17 protein-coding genes are annotated in these 16,747 nt (G+C 70.5%); 10 read left to right on the forward strand and 7 right to left on the reverse strand.

Annotated features, from left to right (window positions below):
- Positions 1 to 103: 103 nt before the first annotated feature.
- Positions 104 to 706 carry an FABP family protein gene (locus ITJ60_RS07835; RefSeq protein WP_123293291.1) on the forward strand — a complete coding sequence of 201 codons (603 nt, stop codon included), beginning with the start codon at positions 104 to 106 and terminating at the stop codon, positions 704 to 706.
- Positions 706 to 1,791: a YgfZ/GcvT domain-containing protein gene (locus ITJ60_RS07840; protein ID WP_194647521.1), complete on the forward strand. Its 1,086-nt coding sequence runs from the start codon at positions 706 to 708 to the stop codon at positions 1,789 to 1,791. Before ITJ60_RS07835 ends, ITJ60_RS07840 begins: the two co-directional genes overlap by 1 nt.
- 100 nt (positions 1,792 to 1,891) lie before the next feature.
- Here the strand turns inward: ITJ60_RS07840 and ITJ60_RS07845 are convergent, their stop codons facing one another.
- Positions 1,892 to 2,668 (reverse strand): class I SAM-dependent methyltransferase, encoded by a 777-nt coding sequence (locus ITJ60_RS07845; RefSeq protein WP_123340904.1) that lies wholly within the window; start codon positions 2,666 to 2,668, stop codon positions 1,892 to 1,894.
- A gap of 45 nt (positions 2,669 to 2,713) precedes the next feature.
- Between ITJ60_RS07845 and ITJ60_RS07850 the strand changes: the two genes are divergently transcribed.
- A complete protein-coding gene (locus ITJ60_RS07850) occupies positions 2,714 to 3,460 on the forward strand; it encodes a phosphoglyceromutase (RefSeq protein WP_194647522.1) in 747 nt (248 codons plus the stop codon).
- Positions 3,461 to 3,648: 188 nt separating this feature from the next.
- Here the strand turns inward: ITJ60_RS07850 and ITJ60_RS07855 are convergent, their stop codons facing one another.
- Both ITJ60_RS07855 and phoU read right to left on the reverse strand, forming a co-directional pair.
- Positions 3,649 to 4,188, reverse strand: a complete 540-nt coding sequence (locus ITJ60_RS07855) for an AAA family ATPase (protein ID WP_194647523.1) — start codon at positions 4,186 to 4,188, stop codon at positions 3,649 to 3,651.
- 31 nt (positions 4,189 to 4,219) lie between these two features.
- Complete coding sequence (gene phoU, locus ITJ60_RS07860) at positions 4,220 to 4,888, reverse strand: phosphate signaling complex protein PhoU (protein WP_123293296.1); 669 nt, start codon at positions 4,886 to 4,888, stop codon at positions 4,220 to 4,222.
- Positions 4,889 to 5,034: 146 nt separating this feature from the next.
- Between phoU and ITJ60_RS07865 the strand changes: the two genes are divergently transcribed.
- Both ITJ60_RS07865 and ITJ60_RS07870 read left to right on the forward strand, forming a co-directional pair.
- Positions 5,035 to 6,201, forward strand: coding sequence for a sensor histidine kinase (locus tag ITJ60_RS07865; protein WP_111085243.1), 1,167 nt, complete (start codon positions 5,035 to 5,037; stop codon positions 6,199 to 6,201).
- Positions 6,198 to 6,878: a response regulator transcription factor gene (locus tag ITJ60_RS07870; RefSeq protein WP_111085241.1), complete on the forward strand. Its 681-nt coding sequence runs from the start codon at positions 6,198 to 6,200 to the stop codon at positions 6,876 to 6,878. The genes ITJ60_RS07865 and ITJ60_RS07870 overlap by 4 nt, the downstream gene beginning before the upstream one ends.
- A 91-nt stretch (positions 6,879 to 6,969) precedes the next feature.
- On the opposite strand, the gene ITJ60_RS07875 is transcribed toward ITJ60_RS07870, so the two are convergent.
- Entirely contained in the window at positions 6,970 to 7,434 is a 465-nt protein-coding gene (locus tag ITJ60_RS07875; RefSeq protein ID WP_148086805.1) for a hypothetical protein, read from the reverse strand.
- 209 nt (positions 7,435 to 7,643) lie between these two features.
- On the opposite strand from ITJ60_RS07875, the gene ITJ60_RS07880 reads away from it, so the two are divergent.
- From ITJ60_RS07880 to rlmB, 4 genes are read left to right on the forward strand one after another with little or no spacing between them, the layout of a single operon-like run.
- Positions 7,644 to 8,126 carry a CarD family transcriptional regulator gene (locus ITJ60_RS07880; RefSeq protein ID WP_017888066.1) on the forward strand — a complete coding sequence of 161 codons (483 nt, stop codon included), beginning with the start codon at positions 7,644 to 7,646 and terminating at the stop codon, positions 8,124 to 8,126.
- Positions 8,127 to 8,167: 41 nt separating this feature from the next.
- Positions 8,168 to 9,358 (forward strand): 2-C-methyl-D-erythritol 4-phosphate cytidylyltransferase, encoded by a 1,191-nt coding sequence (ispD, locus tag ITJ60_RS07885; protein ID WP_194647524.1) that lies wholly within the window; start codon positions 8,168 to 8,170, stop codon positions 9,356 to 9,358.
- An 18-nt stretch (positions 9,359 to 9,376) separates the two neighbouring features.
- Complete coding sequence (gene cysS, locus ITJ60_RS07890; protein ID WP_194647525.1) at positions 9,377 to 10,786, forward strand: cysteine--tRNA ligase; 1,410 nt, start codon at positions 9,377 to 9,379, stop codon at positions 10,784 to 10,786.
- Positions 10,787 to 10,814: 28 nt separating this feature from the next.
- On the forward strand, positions 10,815 to 11,825 hold the full coding sequence (gene rlmB / locus ITJ60_RS07895; protein ID WP_194647526.1) for a 23S rRNA (guanosine(2251)-2'-O)-methyltransferase RlmB: 1,011 nt from the start codon (positions 10,815 to 10,817) through the stop codon (positions 11,823 to 11,825).
- A 261-nt stretch (positions 11,826 to 12,086) separates the two neighbouring features.
- On the opposite strand, the gene ITJ60_RS07900 is transcribed toward rlmB, so the two are convergent.
- Entirely contained in the window at positions 12,087 to 13,397 is a 1,311-nt protein-coding gene (locus ITJ60_RS07900) for a DUF4032 domain-containing protein (protein ID WP_123671506.1), read from the reverse strand.
- 88 nt (positions 13,398 to 13,485) lie between these two features.
- Positions 13,486 to 14,586 carry an ABC transporter ATP-binding protein gene (locus ITJ60_RS07905; RefSeq protein WP_123293301.1) on the reverse strand — a complete coding sequence of 367 codons (1,101 nt, stop codon included), beginning with the start codon at positions 14,584 to 14,586 and terminating at the stop codon, positions 13,486 to 13,488.
- Positions 14,587 to 14,850: 264 nt separating this feature from the next.
- Between ITJ60_RS07905 and ITJ60_RS07910 the strand changes: the two genes are divergently transcribed.
- On the forward strand, positions 14,851 to 15,801 hold the full coding sequence (locus tag ITJ60_RS07910; protein WP_194647527.1) for a DsbA family protein: 951 nt from the start codon (positions 14,851 to 14,853) through the stop codon (positions 15,799 to 15,801).
- Between the two features lie 3 nt (positions 15,802 to 15,804).
- Here the strand turns inward: ITJ60_RS07910 and ITJ60_RS07915 are convergent, their stop codons facing one another.
- A complete protein-coding gene (locus ITJ60_RS07915) occupies positions 15,805 to 16,698 on the reverse strand; it encodes a neutral zinc metallopeptidase (protein WP_194647528.1) in 894 nt (297 codons plus the stop codon).
- Between the last annotated feature and the right edge of the window lie 49 nt (positions 16,699 to 16,747).

A 16,747-nucleotide genomic window follows, 5' to 3' on the forward strand; every position in this document is an offset into this window, starting at 1 on the left:
TGCTTGCGCTCGAGCTGTTCTACGTGGGCCTCCTCGGTCTGGCGTCGCTCGCGATCGCGTTCATCTCGGTCGTCGTCGTCGTGAAGCTGTTCAAGGGTCAGCGTTGATCGAGCTCCCCGAGGGCCTGGCGCCCGAACTGGTCCCGTTGTCGTGGCTCGTCGGCGTCTGGGAGGGCACCGGCGTCGTGGAGTACCCCGTCGGTGACGAAGAGGCGCCCCGCACCTACGAGTTCGGCCAGCGCGTGAGCTTCAGCCACGACGGACTGCCGTACCTCAACTACTCGTCCACCACGTGGCTGCTCGACGACGACCACACCCCGCTCGCCGCCGAGATGGGCTACTGGCGGATCGACCGTCCGACCGAACCCGGTGACCGCGGCCCCGCGATGCTCCTGGGCGAGGGGCCGACCCCGTTCACCACCGTCGAGAGCGTCGAGGCGCTGCGCAACACCACCGACGGCTTCGACGTCGAAGCCGCGATCGTGCACCCGACGGGCGTCAACGAGCTCTACGTCGGACGCGTCCTCAAGGGGCGGATCGACCTGGCCACCGACGCCGTGATGCGCTCGCCGAACGCGAAGGACTACTCCGCCGCGACCCGCCTGTACGGCCTGGTCGAGGGCAAGTTGTTCTGGGCGTGGGACATCGCCGCCCTCGGTCGCGAACTCACCTCGCACGCCTCGGGGCAGCTCGCGAAGGTCGACTGATGTCGGCGTTCGCGGTGCGCGACGGCTTCGTCGCGTCAGCGCTGGGCCCTGCTGCGCACTTCGGCAACCCCCTGGGCGAGCAGCGGCTGCTGGCCCGTGGCCGCGCGGTCGTCGATCTCGGCCTCGGTGTCGTCAACGTCTCCGGCCCGGACCGCCTGTCGTGGCTCAACTCGATCACCTCGCAGCAGCTGACCGGTCTGCCGACCGGCGTCAGCACCGAGACCCTCGTGCTCGACCAGTCCGGCCGCGTCGAGCACGCCGCCCGCGTGGTCGACGACGGTGCGGTCGTGTGGCTCCTCACCGAACCGCAGGACGCCGCGCCGCTCGCCGCCTGGCTCGACTCGATGCGCTTCATGCTCCGGGTCGAGGTCGCCGACCGTTCGGCCGACTTCGCGACCCTCGGCTGGTTCGGCGAGGCCGCCCCGTTCGCGTCGACCGTCCTGCCGGACCCGCCCGTCGTCGAGTGGATCGACCCGTGGGCGGCCGTCACGCCCGGTGGGTGGAGCTACGCCGACCAGGAGGCCCACCCCGGCTCCGACTGGACCCTCCGCATTGCCGTGGTCACGCCCGGCACCTCGGCCGCGATCGCTGCGTCGGACGAACCCGTCGCGGGGCTGCTCGCGTACGAGGCGCTGCGGATCGCCGCCTGGCGTCCGACGCTGTCCGACGCCGACGAGCGCACCATCCCGCACGAGCTCGACTGGCTCCGCTCCGCCGTGCACCTGACGAAGGGCTGCTACCGCGGGCAGGAGACCGTCGCGAAGGTGCACAACCTCGGGCACCCGCCGCGTCGGATCGTGCAGCTGCACCTCGACGGCTCCGACGCCGTGCTGCCGACCCCGGGCACGCCGGTCATGCTCGGCGACAAGCAGGTCGGGCGGCTGTCGGCCTCGGCGGTCCACCACGAGCTCGGCCCGATCGGACTGGCCGTGGTCAAGCGCTCGCTGGATCCCACCGCGACGCTGACCCTCACCGCCGACGACGTCGTGGTGACGGCGGCGCAGGAGACCATCGTCCCGCCGGAGGCCGGCGCCACGGCGAACGTCCCGCGGCTGCCCCGGCTCGGAGCCGTCAAGCGGTCCTAGGCTCCGTCCGGGGTCGATGCTGGCGCGAGACTCGGCCTGAGCGACACATCTCGGGCCCCGGAGCGCGAGATCAGTCGCTGAGCGCGAGACTCGCCTCCCCTCAGGTGGCGGGCTCGACCGCGGCCCACGGCACGCTGAGCTCGCCGAGCCGCCACCGGGTCGGCCCGTGCAGCACCGGCCACCCGCGATCGCGCATGCCCCGGACCGTGGCGATCCACCGCTGCCGGGGCCCGTACGTTCCGAGCGGCGCCGCGACCGCCCACGACAGGTCGAGGTCGCGCAGGAACGCGTGCACCCGCTCACCCGGCACGTTCCGGTGGATGAGCGCCTTCGGCAGCCGTTCGGCGACGATCGACGGCACGTCGAGTCCGGCGAGCCGCAGCGACACCGTGAACGACACCGGCGCGTGCTCGTCGAGCGTCACCCAGGAAGCCACCCGCCCGACCTCGTTGCACGTCCCCTCGACCAGCGCGCCGCCGGGCTGCAGGCGGTCCTGCATGATCCGCCACGACGCCACCACGGCGGACTCGTCGTACTGCCGCAGCACGTTGAACGCCCGGATCACGGCCGGTCGACGCTGCCCGGGGGTGGGGGTCTCGAAGCCCCCGAGCCGGAACGTCACACCGTCGCGGGTGCCCGCGTTCGCGAACGCCACGCGCGCCGGTTCGATCTCGATGCCGGTGACCTCGACGTCCGGACGCACCAGGGCCAGACGGTCGCGCAGCTCGAGCGTCGTCGTCGGCGAGGCCCCGTACCCGACGTCGGCGACCAGCGGGTCGTCGGCCTTGCGGAGCGCCGGCAGCGACGCGATCCACCGGTCGACACGGCGGAGCCGGTTGTACCCGGTCGTCCCGCGCGTCACGTTCCCGATGGGCATGACGTCAAGGGTACGGGCCTGCCGACGCTCGGTAGACTCGGCAGCATGACCTCCACGCTCGTCCTGCTCCGTCACGGAAACAGTGACTGGAACCAGAAGAACCTGTTCACCGGTTGGGTCGACGTCCGGCTCAGCGAGCTGGGCGAGAAGGAGGCGAAGCGCGCCGGCGACCTCATCGCCGAGTCCGGCATCGTCCCCGACGTCCTGTACACCTCGCTCCTCACCCGCGCGATCCAGACGGCCGACATCGCGCTGCTCCAGGCCGACCTGGCATGGCTGCCGGTCAAGCGCGACTGGCGCCTCAACGAACGCCACTACGGCGACCTGCAGGGCAAGGACAAGGCCCAGACGCTGGCCGAGTACGGCGAGCAGCAGTTCATGGAGTGGCGCCGGTCGTTCGACGTCCCGCCGCCCCCCATCGCCGACGGCGCCGAGTGGTCGCAGGCCGGTGACCGCCGCTACGCCGACCTCGGCGACCAGCTGCCGCGCACCGAGTCGCTCAAGCTCGTGATCGACCGCCTGCTGCCCTACTGGGAGTCGGACATCACGGAGGACCTGGCCGAGGGCAAGACCGTGCTGGTCACCGCGCACGGCAACTCGCTCCGCGCGCTCGTCAAGCACCTCGACGACATCTCCGACGACGACATCGCCGGGCTGAACATCCCGACGGGCATCCCGCTGGTGTACGAGCTCGACGACGACTTCCGCCCGACGAAGCCGGCGTACTACCTCGACCCCGAGGCCGCTGCCGCCGGCGCTGCCGCCGTGGCCGCCCAGGGCGCCAAGAAGTAGCACCGCACACACGAACGCCCCGCCCGGTCTCCGGGCGGGGCGTTCGTCGTTCGACCTGGTGGGTTCGCGAAAGCGACAGGGTGCCGCGGACGTTCCGCCGACTCCTGTCGCTCTGCCGGGAGGAACGGATCACCGCACCGACGACGTGTCGCTTCGGCAGGGCGGTCGGCTCCTCGAGCCTCGGCTGGTCAGACGAAGTGCGACGCGATCTCCTGCACGAGGGCACCGACGTCGTAGGGCTTCGTCGTGTCGACGCGGACGACGGGGAGCAGCCCGGTCGGCCCCGCGGTGGGGCCGAGGGTGTCCCAGGTGTCGATGATCGACGCCAGGTCGCCGTGGACCTCGTGCCGGATCGGAGCGTCCGGCTCGTAGCGGTCGCGCAGGCGTTCGTCGGCCGTGGCGCGGTCGACGTGGCACCAGACCTCGACGGCACGGGGCGAACCGGCCGTCAGGAGCCCGGCGGTGAGGAAGTCACGGCTCTCCGGGGTGACCCAGACGGCGTCCAGGACGACCCCGTTCTCGACCGCGCCGGCCATCGCCCACACGGTGTCCATCGCGATGCCACCGAGCGGCCGCGACGCGATCATCGGCCCGACGATGTCGGCGAGGGGCTCCTTGATCCGGTCCTTCGACAGGAACGGGCAGCCGAGCACCTCGGCCAGCGCAGCGCCGATCGTGCTCTTGCCGGAACCGGGCATGCCGTTGACGATGATCGCGACCTGAGCCATGCCTCGATCCTCGCAGACCGCGCAGGTGTGCTCAGACCGCGGCGGTCGAACTCGAGGCGCCGGTCCAGTCGCCGGTCGCCAGGTACTCGACCTTCTTGGCGATCGACACCGCGTGATCGGCGAAGCGCTCGTGGTAGCGGGAGGCCAGGGTGGCGTCGACGGTGTCGATCGGTCCGCCCTTCCACGCCTCGCCGAGCACGAAGTCGAACACGCTCGCGTGCAGTTCGTCGACGGCGTCGTCCTCGTCGCGGATCTCCGCGGCCAGGGCGATGTCCTCGGTCGCGAGCAGCCGCGTGAGCTTCTGCGACATCGCGACGTCGTGCTTGCCCATCTCCTTGAAGGTGCCGCGGAGGCCCTTCGGCACGACCTTCTCGGGGAAGCGCTGGCGGGCGAGCTGCGCGATGTGCTCGGCCATGTCGCCCATGCGCTCGAGCGAGGAGCTCACGCGCAGGGCGGTGACGACGACGCGCAGGTCGCGGGCGACCGGTGCCTGGCGGGCGAGGATGTCGATGGCGATCTCGTCGAGGCTGTTGGCGGCCTCGTCGATCTTCTGGTCGTCGGCGATCACCTCCTCGGCGAGGGCGACGTCGGAGTCGCTGAAGGCCTGGGTGGCCCGGGTGATGGCGGACTCGACGAGTCCTGCGATCTCGGTCAGTCGCTCCTGGACGTCCTGGAGTTCCTGCTGGAAGACTTCGCGCATGGGGGAGTACCTCTCTCTGCGTACCGGACGAGTGTCGTCAGCCCAGGTGAACGAACGGTGACGTGGGGCTGAACGCTTCGCGATCCGGCCTTCCGGGACGGGTGAACGGTACCGGAACCCCGCATGACCATCCCTACACTGGCGGCATGGACAACGCGTGGCTCGTGCCACTGTCGATGCTCCTCGGCGGGGTCTTCGGCGCGGGCGTCGTGGTGCTGATCATCACCGCCGAGCGCACGGCTCGTGCAGCAGACGTGGCGGAACGCACCCTGCCGGACGGTGTCGCAGCGGTGATCGCGACGATGCACAACCCGGCGGTGGTCATCGACCCGTCGAACACGGTCGTGGCCGCATCGCCCCAGGCGCTGACCGTCGGACTCGTCGTGCGGCGCCGGCTCGTGCACCAGGAACTCCTCGACCTGGTCGACCGGGTGCGCAAGAGCGGCGAGATGGGGGCGGAGGACCTCGAGCTCCCGCGCGGACGGCACGGGGAGCTCATCGGCTACCTCAGCTTCCGGGCCGCGCAGCTCGGCAACCGGTACGTGCTCATCACGGCCGACGACCTGACCGAGAGCCGGCGCATCGACGAGGTCCGCCGTGACTTCGTCGCCAACATCTCGCATGAGCTGAAGACCCCGATCGGCGCCATCGGCCTGCTGTCCGAGACCCTCGTGATCGCGGCCGACGACCCGGAGCACGTGAAGAAGTTCGCGGCGCAGCTCATCACCGAGTCCGAGCGGCTCGGCGCCCTGACGAAGGACATCATCGAGCTGTCCCGGCTGCAGTCGGTCGACGCGTTGGAGAACAGCGAGGAGACGGGTGTCGACAAGATCGTGCAGGCCGCAGTCGACGCGAACGAGGTCGTCGCGCGCGCCCGCTCGATCGAGATCATCCGGGCGAAGAAGTCGAAGCTCCGGGTGATGGGCGACCCGGGCCTGCTGCAGGTCGCCGTCTCGAACCTCATCGCCAACGCGGTGAAGTACTCGCCCGACGGTACCCGCGTCGGCGTAGGCGTCCGGTCCGCGAAGGGCTTCGTCGAGATCGCGATCACCGACCAGGGCGTCGGCATCCCCGAGGCCGACCTGGACCGCGTGTTCGAACGGTTCTACCGTGTCGACCCAGCACGGTCACGGGCCACCGGCGGCACCGGCCTGGGGCTCGCCATCGTCAAGCACGTCGTCGGCAACCACGGCGGCGACGTCCGTGTCTGGTCGCAGCCCGGCAAGGGCTCGACCTTCACCATCCGCCTGCCCGAGGCGGACACCGAACTGACCACCGCACTCGAAGAGCAACTGGAAGAGCAGCCATCGTGACCAAGATCCTCATCGTCGACGACGAGCCGGCCCTGAGCGAGCCCCTGGAGTTCCTGCTGCAGCGTGAGGGGTACGAGACCTCCGTCGCGGCCGACGGCGTGACCGCGCTGTCGAAGTTCGACTCGGAGAACCCGGACCTGGTGCTCCTCGACCTCATGCTGCCGGGACTCTCCGGCACCGAGGTCTGCCGCCAGATCCGGACCCGGTCGAACGCACCGATCATCATGCTGACGGCGAAGGACTCCGAGGTCGACATCGTCGTCGGGCTCGAGCTCGGCGCGGACGACTACGTGACGAAGCCGTACTCGACGCGCGAGCTGCTGGCCCGCATCCGTGCGGTCCTGCGCCGCCGCACCGAGGACGACCCGGCGGACAGCGGGATCCTGCAGGTCGGGGGCATCCGGATGGACGTCGAGCGGCACACGGTGTCGGTGGACGGGTCGGAGACGGCGATGCCGCTCAAGGAGTTCGAGCTGCTCGAGCTGCTGCTCCGGAACGCCGGCCGGGTGCTCACCCGCGGCCAGCTCATCGACCGGGTGTGGGGCTCCGACTACTTCGGCGACACGAAGACGCTCGACGTGCACATCAAGCGCATCCGCTCGAAGATCGAGCGCGTGCCGTCGACCCCGGAGATCCTGGTGACGGTCCGCGGTCTCGGGTACCGCATCGAGGCCTGAGACGGACGGACAGGAGGCCCGGTGCGAGTCCGTGGGACTCGCACCGGGCCTCCCGGTCTGAAGCGCGTGCGCTCGCGCGTGCGCGGTGCGGCTACTCGCCGTCCGTCGGCGTGGCCGACGGGGTCTCGACCGGCAGCGTGATCTGGCTGGACGGCTCGGGGGTCGAGGTCGGCGCGAGGGTGGCGTACTCCTCTTGCGAGGTGGTCAGCACCGGCACGTTGGCCGAGACGCCCTCGGCGTCGGGGTACGAGAAGTACACCTTGACGAGCGAACCGGGCTTCGCGTCCGCGCTGTCGAAGTCGAGGGTGTCGTGCTGCGAGTCGTTCGCCAGGTCGACGTGCGAGTTCGCCGGCACCAGCACGGTCTCGGTGTCGCCACCGATCTCGACCGACACGGTGATGCCGTCGGTGTCGGAGTTGTTCACCAGCGTGCCGATGAACCGCGCGCCCTCGCCGTCGTCCGAGATGAGGATGGCGTTCCGCACGTCGACCTTGCCGGTCGAGACGTTCACGCCGTCGGTGATCTGCTTGATGTCGACGGTGTGCGCAGGCGACATGAACTCGCACCCGGTGGCGCCCAGCGCGATGGTTGCCGCAACGGCGACGGACACGAGTACCCGAGCTCGCAAGAGATTCCTCCGTAAGTCGATGAGGACCAGACGGTCCCGCTCCATCTTAGCGATCACCGGGAAGGCCCAGTGCTGAGGGTCCCCTTACCCGAACACCCCTTGTGGTAAACTGGAAGTCTGGGAACGGAGCCTGATACATGCAATTCGAGGTCGGCGAGACCGTCGTCTACCCCCACCACGGGGCGGCAACCATCTCTGAAGTCAAGACGCGCGTCATCAAGGGCGAGGAAAAGGTCTACCTGAAACTGCGGGTCACGCAGGGTGACCTGACGATCGAGGTACCGGCGGACAACGTCGACCTGGTCGGAGTCCGCGACGTGATCGGCAAGGAAGGGCTCGACAAGGTGTTCGAGGTCCTCCGGGCGCCGTTCACCGAAGAGCCCACCAACTGGTCGCGCCGGTACAAGGCGAACCTCGAGAAGCTCGCTTCCGGGGACGTCATCAAGGTCTCCGAGGTCGTCCGCGACCTCTGGCGACGCGATCAGGACCGCGGCCTGTCCGCGGGCGAGAAGCGGATGCTGGCCAAGGCGCGGCAGATCCTGATCTCCGAGCTGGCCCTGGCCGAGAAGACCGACGAGGACAAGGCATCGACCGTCCTCGACGAAGTCCTCGCGTCCTGAGCACACTGCACACCACGACGACCGCACGGTTCCCCGCAGGGGTGGACCGGGCGGTCGTCGTCGTTGCAGCCGGGTCCGGAACCCGGCTCGGCATCGGCACCGCGAAGGCGTTCGTGCCCGTCGCGGGCCAGCTCATGCTCGCGCGGGCGCTCGAGCCGCTGTTCACGCTGTCGTCCCCGACGCTGGTCGTCGTGGTCGCGCCGTCGGCGCTGCTCGAGGACTGCCGTCAGGTGGTCGCCTCGGTCGCGGGTGCTGCGGTCGTGTACACGGCGGTCGTCGCCGGAGGCACGGATCGCCACGGCTCGGTCCAGGCCGGCCTGCGCGTGCTGCCGGACTCCGTCACCGCGGTGCTGGTCCACGACGCGGCGCGGTGCCTCACGCCGGCTGCGCAGTTCGACCGGGTGTTCGACGCGGTCGAGGGTTCGGTCGCGACCGGCACTGGGGGCGGCGTCGTCCCCGCGCTGCCCGTCACCGACACGGTCAAGCGGGTGTCCGGCGACGTGGTCGTCGAGACCGTCGACCGGTCCGCGCTCGTCGGGGTCCAGACGCCGCAGGGCTTCCCGCTCGACGCACTCCGCCGGGCATACGCGGTGTCGACGCAGTCCGAGACCGACGACGCGGGCGTGTTCCAGGCGGCCGGTGGAACGGTGCGCTTCGTCCCGGGCGACGCCGATGCCTTCAAGATCACGACGCCGTGGGACCTCGGACGAGCAGAGTCGATCGTCCGGTCACGCGCGACGGCCCCGGGTGTCCCGGATGCCTCGGCGGTCCGGCTCGGGCTCGGGGTCGACGTGCACGCGTTCGACGTCGAGTCGCCGTGCCGCGTCGGCCTGCTCGACTTCCCCGGCGAACCCGGCCTCTCCGGGCACAGCGACGGTGACGCCGTGGCACACGCGGTGTGCGACGCCCTGCTCTCCGCGGGTGGCCTCGGTGACATCGGCGGGACGTTCGGCACCGCCGACCCCGCCTACGCCGGTGCCGCGGGGGACGTCTTCATCCGCGGAGCCGTCGGGCTGCTCGCCGACGCCGGCCTCGTCCCCGTGTCGGTCACGGTGCAGGTCATCGGGAACCGGCCGCGCATCGGGGCCCGTCGCGCCGAGATGCAGGACGCCCTGTCCGCCGTCGTCGGCGCCCCCGTCGCGGTGTCCGGCACCACGACCGACGGCCTCGGCTTCACCGGCCGGGGCGAGGGGCTCGCCGCGATCGCCACGGCCGTCACCCGACCGGCCTGACGTCCTAGGCTTGGGATCGTGACCGTTCGCCTCTACGACTCCCGCGCCGCAGCCGTCGTCGACCTCGTCCCCCTGGTCGACGGACAGGTCAGCGTCTACGTCTGCGGTCCGACGGTGCAGTCGTCGCCGCACATCGGGCACCTGCGCTCGGCCCTGGTCTACGACATCTGGCGCCGCTGGCTGACGTACCGCGGTCTGCGCGTCACCCTCGTGCGGAACGTCACCGACATCGACGACAAGGTGCTCGACCTGGCCGCAGGCACCGACGAAGCGTGGTTCGCCCGCGCCTACCGCGTCGAGCTCGAGTTCACCGCTGCGTACAACGCCCTCGGCATCCTGCCCCCGACGTACGAGCCGCGGGCAACCGCGAGCGTGCCGCAGATGCACGACATCATCACGAAGCTCATCGAGCTCGGTCACGCGTACGTCGCCGCCGACGACTCGGGCGACGTCTACTTCGACACCGGCAGCTGGCCGTCCTACGGTGCCCTGACCCGGCAGCGCCGCGAGGACATGGTCGAAGCCGCCGACGCCGACCCCCGTGGCAAGCGCGACGCCCGCGACTTCGCGCTCTGGAAGGGTGCGAAGCCCGGCGAGCCGCCGACCGCGTCGTGGGACTCCCCGTGGGGTCCCGGCCGTCCGGGCTGGCACATCGAGTGCTCCGCCATGTCGCGGCGGTACCTCGGTCCGGCGTTCGACATCCACGGCGGCGGACTCGACCTGCGGTTCCCGCACCACGAGAACGAGCTCGCGCAGTCCACCGCCGCGGGCGACCCGTTCGCGTCGTACTGGTTGCACAACGGGCTCGTCACGGTCGAGGGCCAGAAGATGTCGAAGTCGCTCGGCAATTCGATCTTCGCCGCCGACTTCCTCGCCGCTGCCCGTCCGGCCGTGGTGCGGTACTTCCTCGGCGCTGCGCACTACCGTTCCTCGATCGACCACCACGACGGCTCGTTGGCCGAGGCCGAGGCCGCGTACGACCGCATCGACGGGTTCCTGCAGCGGGCCGAGGTGCGGCTCGAAGGCGTGCACCTCGCCGATGCCCCCGCCGTGCCGGATGCCTTCGCCGCCGCGATGGACGACGACCTCGCAGTGCCCCAGGCGCTGGCCGTCCTGCACGAGACCGTGCGCACCGGCAATGCCGCCCTGGACGCCGACGATGCGGAAACGCTCGGGGTCGCGTACCATCAGGTGGCCGCCATGGTAGAGGTCCTCGGCATCGACCCGCGAGCCGCCCACTGGTCGGGGGGCGGTCAGGACACCTCGGCAGGCCCGCTCGCCGCTCTCGTCGAACGCCTCGTGCAGGAGCGCGCGGACGCCAGGGCAGCACGGGACTTCGCTGCGGCCGACCGCGTGCGCGACGACCTCGCCGCCGCGGGCATCACGATCGAGGACACGCCGTCCGGAACACGCTGGAGCATCGCCTGAACACGGCAGTGCCGAACAGGAGCTACGCATGAAGAACGTCTCGGGAAGCAAGAAGGGTCGGCCCGGCGCCGTCCGCACCGGTCGCAAGGGCAACAAGCAGGTCGGTTCCGGTGGTCAGGGTGCCCAGGCGCTCGAGGGTCGCAAGCCGACCCCGAAGGCCGAGGACCGGCCGTACCACCCCGCCGGCAAGCGCAAGGCAGCGAAGGACCGCTTCGAGGCAGCCAAGGGCCGTCACGGTTCCTCGAGCAGCCCGCAGGGCCGCACCGGTCGCCCGCCGGCCCGGAAGACCGATGACTCCGAGCTCGTGACCGGACGCAACTCCGTGCTCGAGGCGCTGCGCACGAAGACCCCGTCGACGACGCTCTACATCGCGTCGCGCATCGAGGTCGACGACCGCGTCAAGGAGATCCTGACGCTCGCGAACCACCGCAGCGTGCCGATCATCGAGCTCATGCGCCCCGAGCTCGACCGCATCACCGGCCACGACAGCGTGCACCAGGGCGTCGCGCTCAAGGTGCCGGCGTACGAGTACGCCGTTTCCGAGGACATCGTCGAGCAGGCCTTCTCGCGCGACCAGGTCCCGCTGCTCGTCGCGCTCGACGGCATCACCGACCCGCGCAACCTCGGTGCGATCATCCGATCGACCGCCGCGTTCGGCGGACACGGCGTCATCGTGCCGCAGCGTCGCTCGGTCGGCGTCACCGCGTCGGCGTGGAAGACCTCGGCCGGCGCCGCGGCCCGCACGCCCGTCGCGATGGCCCCGAACCTCACCCAAACGCTGAAGTCCCTCAAGTCGATGGGCCTGTTCGTCCTCGGTCTGGACGGCGACGGCGACGTGGAGCTCGACGGCCTCGCGCTCGCCGACCGCCCGATCGTGATCGTCGTCGGTTCCGAGGGCAAGGGCCTGTCGCGCCTGGTCACCGAGACCTGCGACGCGATCGTGTCGATCCCGATCTCGAGCGCGACCGAGTCGCTCAACGCCGGCATCGCCGCGAGCGTCACCCTGTGGGAGGTCGCCCGGCGCCGTCGCGCCGAGTAGCCGCACCGGCGGTCCGCGGCCGCTGCGGGCCGTCGACGGCACTGCCTGAAGGCCCGGTGCCGGTCCGCGAGACCGGCACCGGGCCTCCAGTGCGTCCGTGGGGTTCCGCGACGCGCCGCGTGCGTCGTGTCGAGGTTCCACGACTCGCCGCGTGCGTTGCGCCGAGGTTCCACAGACGGCCGTCTTGCGTGCCGAGGTTCCGAGATTTCGGAACCTCGGCGGAACGGGGTGGGACGGGCGCGCGGGGCGGGCGCGGGCGGGTCAGACGGTGGTGCGCCAGTCCTGGACGTCGGCGTCGTCGTCTGCGGGGTCGGCGTCGTCGACCACGGGGATCGGCAGCGTCATCGACGACGTCGGCGGGTTGATGAGCAGGCGCTCGTCGCGGCGGTGGCGCAGCACGTCGTTGATGTACGCCGTGGTGGCCTCGGGCAGCGAGACCGACCGCTCCTCTTCCTGTGACATGAACCAGCGGTGCTCGAGCAGTTCGTGGAAGACCTCGGCCGGCTCGAGGCGACCGCGCAGGTCACGGGGGATCGAGCGGACCACGGGTTCGAAGACCCGCGAGACCCACTCGTGCGCCACCATCTCCTCGTCGAGTTCGTCGCGGCCGTTGCGTGCCCGGTACGAGTCGAGGTCGTTGAGCAGGCGTCGGGCCTGGTTCTCGCCGGCGTCCAGGCCGGTCAGCCGCAGCAGCCGTCGCTGGTGGTGACCGGCGTCGACGACCTTCGGCTGGATCCGCACCTGCGAACCGCCCTCGGTCGTGTGGATCGAGAGCTCCTCGATGTCGAAGCCGAGCTCGTTGAGCCGCTCGACGCGGTCGTTGATGCGCCAGCGTTCCTTGATGTCGAACTGCTCGGTGCCCGTGAGCTCGGTCCAGAGCGTCCGGTACTGCGCCACGATCCGGTTGGAGACGTCGACGGGGTCGGCGTTCTCGTCGAGCCGGCCGCCCGCCTCGAGGTCGAGGAGCTCGCCGGCGATGTTCACGCGCGCGACCTCGAGGTCGTTCTCGCGCTGCCCGTTCGACAGACCACCGGGGTAGAGCTTGCCGGTCTCGGCATCGACCAGGTACGCGGCGAACGAGCCCGCGTCGCGACGGAAGAGCGTGTTCGAGAGCGACACGTCGCCCCAGTAGAAGCCGATGACGTGCAGCCGGACGAGCAGCAGCGCGAGGGCGTCGACGAGACGGGTCGCGGTCTCCGGGCGCAGGGTCTGCGAGTACAGCGCGCGGTACGGCAGCGAGAAGCGCAGGTGCCGCGTCACGAGCACGGGGTGCAGCTGCTCGCCGTCCGCGTCGACCCGACCCGTGATGACGGCGACGGGGTCGACGCACGGCACGTCCATGCGCTGCAGCGTGCGGAGCATCTCGTACTCGGAGCGCGCGATCTCCTCGCCGGTCTCCTTCACGGCGGCGACGTACCCGCTCAGGTGCACGAAGCGCACGAGGTGCCGCGAGATGCCCTTCGGCAGGGCCACGATGGTCTCGTCCGGCCAGTCCGCCAGCGGCAGGTCCCACGGCAGGTCGAGCAGGCCGGGGTCGACGGTGGCTGCGGTGATGGACATCGAGTCGGGCACGGTGGATCCTTCGGTGTCGTGGGGGACAGCCGAGAGCCCGCGACCCGCCCTTGTGAGGCGGCGCGGGCTCTCGGGGAGTGCGCTTCGGTTACGCGCTGACGACGGCCTTGTCGTCCAGGCGCTCGCCCGACTCGGTGTCGAAGGCGTGCACGTGGCCCGACTTCGGCGTCACCACGATGGTGTCACCGATCGACGGGTGCGAACGGCCGTCCACGCGGGCGACGATGTCGACGCGCGTGCCCTTGACGTCGGCGTGACCGTAGAGGTAGCCGTCGGCGCCGAGTTCCTCGACCACGTCGACCGTGACCGGCAGGCCCTCGCCCGACTGCGCCACGACGACGTCCTCGGGGCGGATGCCCACGGTGATCTGGGCGGAACGCGCGTTGGAGAGCGTGTCGCGGTCGATCGCGTGGTTGAGCGTGCCGAACTTGATGCCGCCCTCGACGACGTCGGCCGGCAGCAGGTTCATCGCCGGCGAGCCGATGAAGCCCGCGACGAAGACGTTGTTCGGCTTCTCGTACAGGTCACGCGGCGTGCCGACCTGCTGCAGGATGCCGTCCTTGAGCACCGCGATGCGGTCACCCATGGTCAGTGCCTCGGTCTGGTCGTGCGTGACGTAGACCGTGGTGACGCCGAGACGACGCTGGAGCGACGCGATCTGCGTACGGGTCTGGACGCGGAGCTTGGCGTCGAGGTTCGACAGCGGCTCGTCCATGAGGAACACCTGCGGCTGACGGACGATCGCACGGCCCATCGCGACGCGCTGACGCTGACCACCGGAGAGCGCCTTCGGCTTGCGGCCGAGGTAGTCCTCGAGGTCGAGGAGCTTGGCGGCCTCCTGCACGCGGGTGGCGCGCTCGTCCTTGCCGACACCGGCGATCTTGAGCGCGAAGCCCATGTTCTCGGCGACGGTCATGTGCGGGTACAGCGCGTAGTTCTGGAACACCATCGCGATGTCGCGGTCCTTCGGCGGGACGTCCGTGACGTCGCGGTCGCCGATGCGGATCTGACCGGAGTTGACCTCTTCGAGGCCGGCCAGCATGCGGAGCGAGGTGGACTTGCCACAACCCGAGGGGCCGACGAGGACGAGGAACTCGCCGTCGGCGACGTCCAGGTCGAGGGAGTCGACCGCGGGACGGTTGCCTCCGGGGTAGAGACGGGTTGCCTTGTCATAGGTGACGGACGCCATGAGCGTTCGGTCCTTTCTTCACCGGCAGGTACGTGCCGGACGATCCGAGTGAAGCGGTCAGCCCGCGAGGGCCCCGGATGGTCGTCGTCGACCATCGAGGTTCATACAACACGAGTTCTCGCGGGTGCGCCAGTGTTTTCCACCTGGCCGGTCGGTTCCCAGAGCGTGGTTGGGTGGTTCCCAGAGCGGCCCACTACAATCGCCGGGTCCGTCCGCCGAGCGGGGGTAGGTCGTGCGGACGCCGATCAGGAGGACGACGCACCGATGACCAACCGCCCCGAGGGTGACGCCCGCGCCGCGCGGAACGAGCGCCGCGAAGCCGCCCGACAGCGAGCGCAGCGCCACAGGACACAGCAGAAGCGCCGCCAGCGCGGAACCCGGCTCGGACTCCAGATCGGACTCGGTGTCGTCCTGCTCGCAGCGGCCGCCGTCGTCACGCTCGTCCTGGTCGACTCCGTGAAGCCAGCCGGCCCCGGACCCTCGACCATGTCGCAGGGCGGCATCACCCTCGGTGAGGGGCTCAAGCCCGTGACCGCGACGAGCAGTGCATCGCCGAGCGCCTCGACCACGGCCGGTGCGGGCACGGTGCGCATCACGCTGTACGTCGACTACCTCTGCCCGACCTGCGGCGAGTTCGAGCAGGCCAACGGCGACTACATCGAGAGCCTCGTCGACTCCGGGGCCGCCACCGTCGACATCCACCCCGTCGCGATCCTGTCGAACCGCTCGCAGGGCACGAAGTACTCGCTCCGCGCGGCGAACGCTGCGGCCTGCGTCGCCGAGCACTCGCCGGACCAGTTCTACGCGGTCAACAAGGCGCTCTTCGCCGAGCAGCCGGAAGAAGGCACACCCGGGCTCACCGACGCGCAGCTCACCAAGGTCGTCACCGGGGTCTCCGGCCTGCAGGACCGCCGGGCCGTCACGAGCTGCATCGCCGACCAGGACTACAGCAAGTGGGTCGACGAGCAGACCACCGCGGTGTCCGGCGGGGACATCCCCGGGTCGACACTGAGCGACTTCCCGGGCACGCCACTGGTGCTCGTCAACGGGCAGCGGTACGAGCTCACGTCGCCGATCACGAACGACGACTTCCGCACCTTCGTGGTCACCGCGGCCGGTGCCACCGAGGCGACGCCCACCCCGACCCCCACGCCGACCGCGACGCCGTCCCGCACGCGGAGCGCGACACCGACGCCCACGCCGACGAAGGGCTGATCGCTACAGCGACGACCCGGGGACGCTGAACGTGTCGCAGCTCGTCGCGCCCTGCTGGTAGCCGCGGACGAACCACTTCTGGCGCTGCTCACTCGAGCCGTGCGTGAACGAGTCCGGGTCGACCCGGCCGCTCGAGCGCTCCTGGATGCTGTCGTCACCCACGGCGCTCGCGGCGGACAGGGCATCGGCGATCTCGGACCGGCTGATCGGCTCGAAGAAGGTCTCGCCGTTCGCGTCCTCGGTGTTCGCCGCGTCGCCGACCCAGGCGCCGGCGTAGCAGTCGGCCTGCAGCTCGACGCGGACACTGCCGGACGACGCCCCGGTGCCCGAACGGTCCGTGCTCGCGAAGGCACCCTGCAGCTGCTGGATGTGGTGGCCCCACTCGTGCGCGACGACGTACATCTGCGCGAGCGGCCCGCCCGACGACCCGTACTTCGACTGCAGGTCGTCGTAGAACGCGGTGTCGAGGTAGATCGCGCGGTCCGGCGGGCAGTAGAAGGGCCCGGTTGCAGCGGACGCCTGACCGCACGACGTGTCCGTCGAGCCGTCGAACAGGAAGAAGTCCGGCGCCGTGTACGAGACTCCGAGTTTCCGGGCCTCGGCTGCCCAGTAGCCGTCGAGCGACTCCGCGGCGCCCTCCATCCGGCACTCGACCTTCAGGTTGGCGTCTCGCCCGGTGCGGCACTCCGGGGCGGCGTCCACGGTCTCGCCCTGCTGCTGGATCTGCGTCGTGCCGCTGCCGCCGTCGACGAACCCGCTGAGGTCGAAGCCCGTGAACTGCGCGATCAGGAAGACGACGATCGCCGTGACGCCGACGGCACCGCCGCCGACCGCGGCCGTCCGACCCCGGCGCTTCACCCTGCCGCCCTTGAGCTGCGAATCGTCGTTGAACGTCATGCCCCCGAATGTACGGCCCACGGGACTCGCACGCCGCACGCATGCCCCG

It is taken from the genome of Curtobacterium sp. VKM Ac-2884, from assembly GCF_015350945.1.
In the GTDB taxonomy this organism is placed as follows: domain Bacteria; phylum Actinomycetota; class Actinomycetes; order Actinomycetales; family Microbacteriaceae; genus Curtobacterium.